Raw genomic sequence first — 6,307 nt, 5'->3', positions numbered from 1 at the left:
GGCGGGCGCTGAGAAGGAGGGGCGGGCGGTGGCGCGTCAGGATGTTCCGGCGCACTCGGGGTGGCCCCAGCCGGTGTCGCCCCTGGCGATCTTCTCGCCCGCCTCGTAGGCACGTCCGCAGGAGCAGCGGCCGGGGAACTTCGCGCTGATGACGGTCCTGCGCCCCGAACTCGCCTTGCCCGCCGCGCTCTTGCGGGATCCGCCGGAGGCCGGGCGGGTGGCGGAGGCCGGGTCGGGGACCGGTGGTGCCTCGGCGCCGTGCACGGTGCCCGCGGGCTGCTGGGCCACGGCCGCTTCGCTGGCCGCCTGGTCGGCGATGGCGTTCAGCGGGTCGCCGTCCACCTGGTGTGCGGGCACATAGCGGAACTCGACGGGCCGGTCGGTCAGCAGCTCGTCGATACGGGCCACCAGATCCCGGTTGGCCACCGGCTTGTTGGAGGCGGTGCGCCAGCCGTTGCGCTTCCAGCCCGCGATCCACTTGGTGACCGCGTTCATCGCGTACTGCGAGTCCATCCGCACTTCGAGCGGCACCGCCGGGTCGGTGGCCGACAACAGCCGTTCCAGCGCCGTGAGTTCCGCCACGTTGTTGGTGGCGGAGCCCAGCGGGCCCGCCTCCCAGCGCTGCGGGCGGCCCTCCGCGTCGGCGACCACCCAGGCCCAGGCGGCGGGGCCCGGATTGCCCTTGGACGCGCCGTCGCAGGCGGCGATGATGCGATCTGACATGGCTCTGCTTCCCTCGTACTTCCTGCGTGTCCCGCGTGTCGCGGGGCGCCCGCGGCGGGTGGCTCGGTCGGCGTGCGGTGCGGTGGACTCCCCGGCTCGGAGCACGATACGCAGTGACCGCCCGGACCTCCGCATCCCGTGGCGGTGGCCCGGGGGTGCTCGGGTACCGTCGGTGCCGGTCACGCGGCTCTGCCGGGACCGGTGTGATGCGGTGTCTGTCCGTGGGGCGCCCCCGTGCGGCACAATCGCCGGAGCCTGACAACGCCGAGAACCAGCCACCGACCGTGCGACAGCCGCAAGGAGACGACGATGCCGCAGAGCGCCGGAGCGGAACCGGGCCCCCAGAGACGGTCGGTACTGCGGGCCGGTGCGGTGGCCGCGGCCACCGCGGCCGGCCTGGGAGCGGCCCCCGCCGAGGCGGCGCCCCGCGGCACGGCGGCCGGCACCCGGCACACCTCCCCCACCCGCGCGGTGCGGGAGCGGGCCCGCAAGGCGCCGTCCGGCCGCTGGGACACCTTCAACCTCTCCCCGGCCCGCCGCACCGTGCGCCCCACCGCGGTACGCACCACGACCGGTGCCGTGGAACGCGCCCGGGACCTGCTGGGCAAGCCCGGTGCCGCCAGGACCAGGCTGCTGGGCGCGGGCTCCTCGGTCACCCTGGACTTCGGCAAGGAGGTCGGCGGCCATGTCACCGTCGGGTTCGGCGCCGACTGCGACCCGGACCAGGCGGTGGGCCTGACCTACAGCGAGCTGTCCACCTACATCAGCACCTCGCACAGCGACGGGTCGAGCGCGCGGGACGGGAACGAGCCGGCAGTGCGGTACGCGGTATGGCCCGGGGGGCAGCTCGCCACCGACACCGACCGGCCGCTGTCCGGTGCCGAGGAGGGCGCGGCGGACCGGCCGCAGGGCCAACTCCGGGGCGGCTTCCGCTATGTGACGGTGGTCAACACCACGGAGGGCGCGGTGGCGCTCTCCGATGTGTCGGTCCGCATCACCTTCGCCCCGGACACCGCCGACCTGCGGGCCTACCCCAACTACTTCTACTGCGACGACGATCTGCTGAACCGCATCTGGTACGCGGGCGCCTACACCGTGCAGACGAATATCGTCGCCGCCGAGCAGGGCCGGGCCGCCGGCACACCGTCCGTGGGCTGGGACAACAGCGCCCGGATCGCGGAACCGGGTGGCACGGTGCTGGTGGACGGGGCGAAGCGGGACCGCTCGGTGTGGCCGGGCGACCTCGGGGTGGCGCTGCTCACCGACTATGTGTCACTGGGCGAACTGGCCGCCGTCCGCACCTCGTTGGACGTCCTCTACCGGCATCAGGCCCCGGACGGCGCGCTGCCCTACGGCTCCTCGGCGGCGGCGGGCGAGTCCGACACGTACCACCTGTGGACGCTGGTGGGCACCGCGGAGTATGTGCGGTTCAGCGGTGACACGGCATGGTTCTCCACGGTGCGCGAGCGGTACCGCAGGGCCCTCGGGTACATCGTGGCGAAGATCGACCGGGACGGGCTGCTCGATGTGACGCGCGCCGCGGACTGGGCGCGGCGGGGCGGCGGGAAGAACCTGGAGGCCAACGCGCTCCTCCACCGGGCGCTGGTGACGGCGTCCGCGCTGGCCGGCACGGTCGGCGACGAGCGGCTCGCGGCGGACTGCTCGACCCGCGCGGCCCGCCTCAAGTCGGCGGTGGAGAAGGCCGGTTACTGGGACGAGTCGGCCGGACTCTACCGGGACCGGCCGGACGGCCCGGGTGCTTCCCTGCATCCGCAGGACGGCAACGCGCTCGCGGTGTGGTTCGGTCTGGCCGACGGTCCGCGGGCGCGCGCGGTGAGTACGGCGCTGGCCGGGCGGTGGACCGCGGTGGGTGCGCTGACCCCGGAGAAGCACGCGGCGGCGGTGCACCCGTTCCCCGGTTCGATGGAGGTGCACGCGCACTTCGCGGCCGGTCGGGCGGGTACGGCGCTGGATCTGATCCGCCGCGAGTGGGGCTATATGCTCGGCGCCCCGCACGGCACCGCCAGCACCTTCTGGGAGGGGTACCGCACCGACGGCACCTCGGACTACCACGCCTCCTACATGAGCGCCGCGCACGGCTGGGCCACCGGGCCGACCTCGGCGCTGACGTTCTGGCTGCTGGGTGTCTCCCCCGTGGCGGACGGTTCCGCCGGGCACCGGGTGATGCCGCACCCCGGCGGTCTGGAGCACGCCCAGGGCCGGCTGACCACCGCGTCCGGGGTGATCTCGGTGTCCTGGCGGGTGCGGCCCAACGGCTGGTTCGATCTGTCGGTCAGCTCACCGCAGGGCCTGGACGATGTGGCGGTGCCGGTGCCGGAGGAGGGGCCGACGGTGATCCGGCGGGGCCGCCGCCGGGCCTGGGACCGCAGCAGCCGCTTCCACGGCACCCGCCTGGAAGACGGCTATGTGCACCTCGGCCCGCTCCCTGCGGGCGGCCACACCATCACCGTACGGCGCCGCTGAACTCCCTTCCCGTACAGGGGTGTTGGCCGGGGTCAGAGGCCGTGCCGGTCGAGGCGGCCCACCGCCCAGCCCGCTTCCCGGCAGTGGGCGACCAGGTCGGGCAGCATGGCGAGGGTGGCCTGCCAGGCGCCGGGCGCCGTGGTGCGGTCGGTGTCGTGCAGCAGGACGGTGCCCCCGCCGGTGAGATCACGGCAGACGGTGCCCAGTACGGACTCCGGGGTGGCGTCCGCCGTCCAGTCCCGGCCCCAGGCACTCCAGAGCACCGGCCGCAGCCCGCACCGTACGGCCCCCAGCCAGCGGCCGCCGGTGAGGATGCCGTAGGGCGGGCGGTACCAGATCGGGCGGCGGTGGGCCAGGTCGGCGATCAGATCGCGGGCGCGGGCGATCTCGCGGTGGTCGCGGGCCGGGTCGGGCAGCCAGGGGCGGGTGTGGCGCCAGCCGTGGACGGCGAGTTCATGGCCGCGGCCCGCGATCTCGGCGCCCAACCCGGGGTGGCGCAGCACGCTCTCACCGAGGACGAAGAAGGTGGCCCGCACATCGAGCAGGTCGAGGAGGTCCAGGAAGCGGGGGGTGGTGGCGGGGTCGGGCCCGTCGTCGAAGGTGAGTGCCACATGCGTGGTGCTGCCGAGGCCGGCGAGCCGCGGCAGCAGCGCCCGCCGCACCCCCGGCAGCCAGCTCCCCGCCGGCACGACATGCCCGAGGGCACCGGCTGCGGCGGCCACCGCGCCGAGCCGTACCGCGGCCCGCCCCGCACCGCGGGCCACGGTGAGCACCGGAGCCGGCGGGACGGGCGGCCGCCAGGGCGGGAGGCCGCCCGGCGTGTCGCGGGCGGCGGGAGCGGAGGCCGACACGACCGGACCGGGCGTGTCGGCGCCCTCGGCCGGGTGGTTCGGACACGGGCTGTGCGGTGAACGGGTTCGATGGGTCATGGCCGCTTGGATCCTCGCTGTTCGTTGCGGGTACTTGCGCCTGCCTCGGTACTGCCCCGGCCGCCGAATTCGCCGCCGGACCGCGGTGCGCGCGGGGCGTGGGCGTGCCGGGAGCGGCGTCCGCTGGTGCGCCCCGGCGTGCCGCGCCGCCCCCGGCGCCGAGGATGACGCGCCGTACCCGAGTCGGCGTCCCAGTCGCCCGCCACGGCCGGGGAGCGGGCCAGGCCCGCGGTGCCGGCGGCGATCAGCAGCGCGCCGGTCACCCCGCCCGCCACATGGGAGGTGAGGGCGACGTGCTCGCCGAAGAGAGCCCAGCCGAGGGCGACGCTGACCAGTGCGTCGCCGAGGGTGAGGGCCGGTTGGGAGGCGGCCAGGGTCCCCGCCCGCAGGGTGCTCTGGAGCAGCAGGAAGCTGAGCAGTCCGACGGCGGCGGTGGCGTACAGGTAGCCGCTGCCGAAGACCGGGCCCCAGCCGCCGGGGATGCGGCCGGTGACCTCCTTGATGAGGGCGGCGGTGCAGGCGAAGCAGATCGCGGTGGCGGTGCCGAGGACGGTGGCGCGGGGTGCGCCGCGCAGCCTGCGGCCGAAGGCCAGCAGTGCCGCGACCGCGACCAGCAGGCAGAGCCCGGCCGGCACCCAGCGGACCGGGTCCGCGGTGCCGGTGCCGCCGGAGGGCGCGGCCGCGGACATGAAGAGGGCGAGGCCCACCGCGAGCATCAGGAACGACAACCAGGTCAGGGCGTCGGGCCGGTGCCGGAAGAACGCGCTGCCGAGGAGCAGGGTGAAGAGGAGTTCGCTGGCCAACAGCGGCTGCACCACGGAGAGTTCACCGACGGCGAGGGCGCCCGCCTGAAGTCCCGCGGACACCACCAGTGCGGCGGCGCCCGCCAACCAGTAGCGGTGCCGCAGGAGTTGGGCCGCGGTCCGGAGCCCGCCGCGCAGTCCGCCGCCGGTCGGCGTGTCGGCCTCCTCGTGCTGCTGCTCCACGGCGGCGCGCCGCTGGAGGACCGAGGCGGCTCCGTTGGCCACGGCCGCCAGCAGGGCCAGGGCCACGGTGAGGGCGTTCACCTGATCACCCGAACCGGGCGGCCAGCCGGTGGTAGAGCGCGGGTGCCATCCCCCGGACCCCGGCCGGCAGCCGCAGCCAGCCCGGTACGTACACCTGGTCGCGGCCGAGGCGGACCGCGTCCCACACCGCGTCGGCGACCCGCTCGGCCGGGATGGGGCGGGGGCGGGCGCGGGTGTAGGGGGCGCCGCGGCGTTCGAAGAAGGGGGTGGCGACGACGCCGGGCACCACATGGGTGATGCGGACGCCGGTGCCGTCGAGTTCGTAGCGGAGGGTTTCCGCGAAGGTGGCGACGGCCGCCTTGGCCGCCGAGTAGACGGCTTCACCGCGGACGCCGAGGGTGCCGGCGACGGAGCCGATCAGCACGATGTGGCCGCGGCGAGCGGCGAGCATCGGCGGCAGCACCTGGCGGACCAGGCGGACCACGGCGATCAGGTCGACGCCGATGACCCGGTCCACAGCCGCAGCGGGCATCGCCGGGAAGGGCCCGGCCCAGCCGACTCCGGCACCGGCCACCAGCAGGTCGAGCCGGCCGGTGGTGCCGAGGGCGGCGCCGACGAGCCGTTCGGGCGCGCCGGGTGTGGTGAGGTCGGCGGGCAGCGCGGTGGAGCCGGTGCCGGCGGCGACCTCGCCGAGGCGGTCCCGGTCGCGGCCGGTGACCAGCAGCCGCCAGCCGCCCTCAGCCGCGAACCGTCGGGTGACGGCGGCGCCGATACCCGAGGAGGCGCCGGTCACCAGGGCTGTGCGGGTGGCGCCGGGTGCGCCGCCGGGCCGGGCGGACGCAGGGCGGAGGGTGATGCCGGGGTGGGTGCGGGGCATGGCATCTCTCCGTCCGTGGCCGTCGTGCCGCGGCGGTGGGCCGCCGCGGCAGCTCGGGCGGTTCGACAAGCGGGCCGTCCGGGGGCCGCCCGCACCGTGCGCGACCGGCTCCCGCTGACCATCCTGCCGCCGCGACGCCCCCTCGGCACGGCGTACGGACCGGGACCGGCGCCCGGGGAGGCGTCGGCGGGGCCGGATGGGCTGATGCGGACGGGGGGAGCGGGCTGTTTAGTGGGCTCGTCGGCGGATACTCCCGCCCGACCGGAGCCGTCAGCGGGCCGGTACCT

At 75.8% G+C, this 6,307-nt stretch carries 5 protein-coding genes; 1 reads left to right on the top strand and 4 read right to left on the bottom strand.

What is annotated here, in order from left to right; translation table 11 throughout:
* Window positions 1-36: 36 nt before the first annotated feature.
* On the bottom strand, window positions 37-723 hold the full coding sequence (locus tag ACFVST_RS26355) for a ribonuclease H (protein ID WP_390156076.1): 687 nt from the start codon (window positions 721-723) through the stop codon (window positions 37-39).
* Window positions 724-1,032: 309 nt separating this feature from the next.
* On the opposite strand from ACFVST_RS26355, the gene ACFVST_RS26350 reads away from it, so the two are divergent.
* The gene (locus ACFVST_RS26350) at window positions 1,033-3,207 is read left to right on the top strand and encodes an alpha-L-rhamnosidase C-terminal domain-containing protein (RefSeq protein WP_390156075.1); all 2,175 of its coding nucleotides are present in this window, start codon (window positions 1,033-1,035) and stop codon (window positions 3,205-3,207) included.
* A gap of 32 nt (window positions 3,208-3,239) precedes the next feature.
* Here the strand turns inward: ACFVST_RS26350 and ACFVST_RS26345 are convergent, their stop codons facing one another.
* Genes ACFVST_RS26345 through ACFVST_RS26335 form a run of 3 tightly spaced genes read right to left on the bottom strand, consistent with a single transcriptional unit; the run spans window position 3,240 to window position 6,020 of the window.
* Window positions 3,240-4,136 (bottom strand): polysaccharide deacetylase family protein, encoded by an 897-nt coding sequence (locus tag ACFVST_RS26345; protein ID WP_390156074.1) that lies wholly within the window; start codon window positions 4,134-4,136, stop codon window positions 3,240-3,242.
* A complete protein-coding gene (locus tag ACFVST_RS26340; protein WP_390156073.1) occupies window positions 4,133-5,203 on the bottom strand; it encodes a DMT family transporter in 1,071 nt (356 codons plus the stop codon). The genes ACFVST_RS26345 and ACFVST_RS26340 overlap by 4 nt, the downstream gene beginning before the upstream one ends.
* A gap of 4 nt (window positions 5,204-5,207) precedes the next feature.
* A complete protein-coding gene (locus ACFVST_RS26335) occupies window positions 5,208-6,020 on the bottom strand; it encodes an SDR family NAD(P)-dependent oxidoreductase (RefSeq protein WP_390156072.1) in 813 nt (270 codons plus the stop codon).
* Window positions 6,021-6,307: the final 287 nt, after the last annotated feature.

Source organism: Streptomyces sp. NPDC058045, assembly GCF_042885635.1.
In the GTDB taxonomy this organism is placed as follows: Bacteria; Actinomycetota; Actinomycetes; order Streptomycetales; family Streptomycetaceae; genus Streptomyces.
The sequence above is the reverse complement of the archived record's forward strand: the minus strand, read 5'-3'. Positions and strand labels throughout refer to the sequence as shown.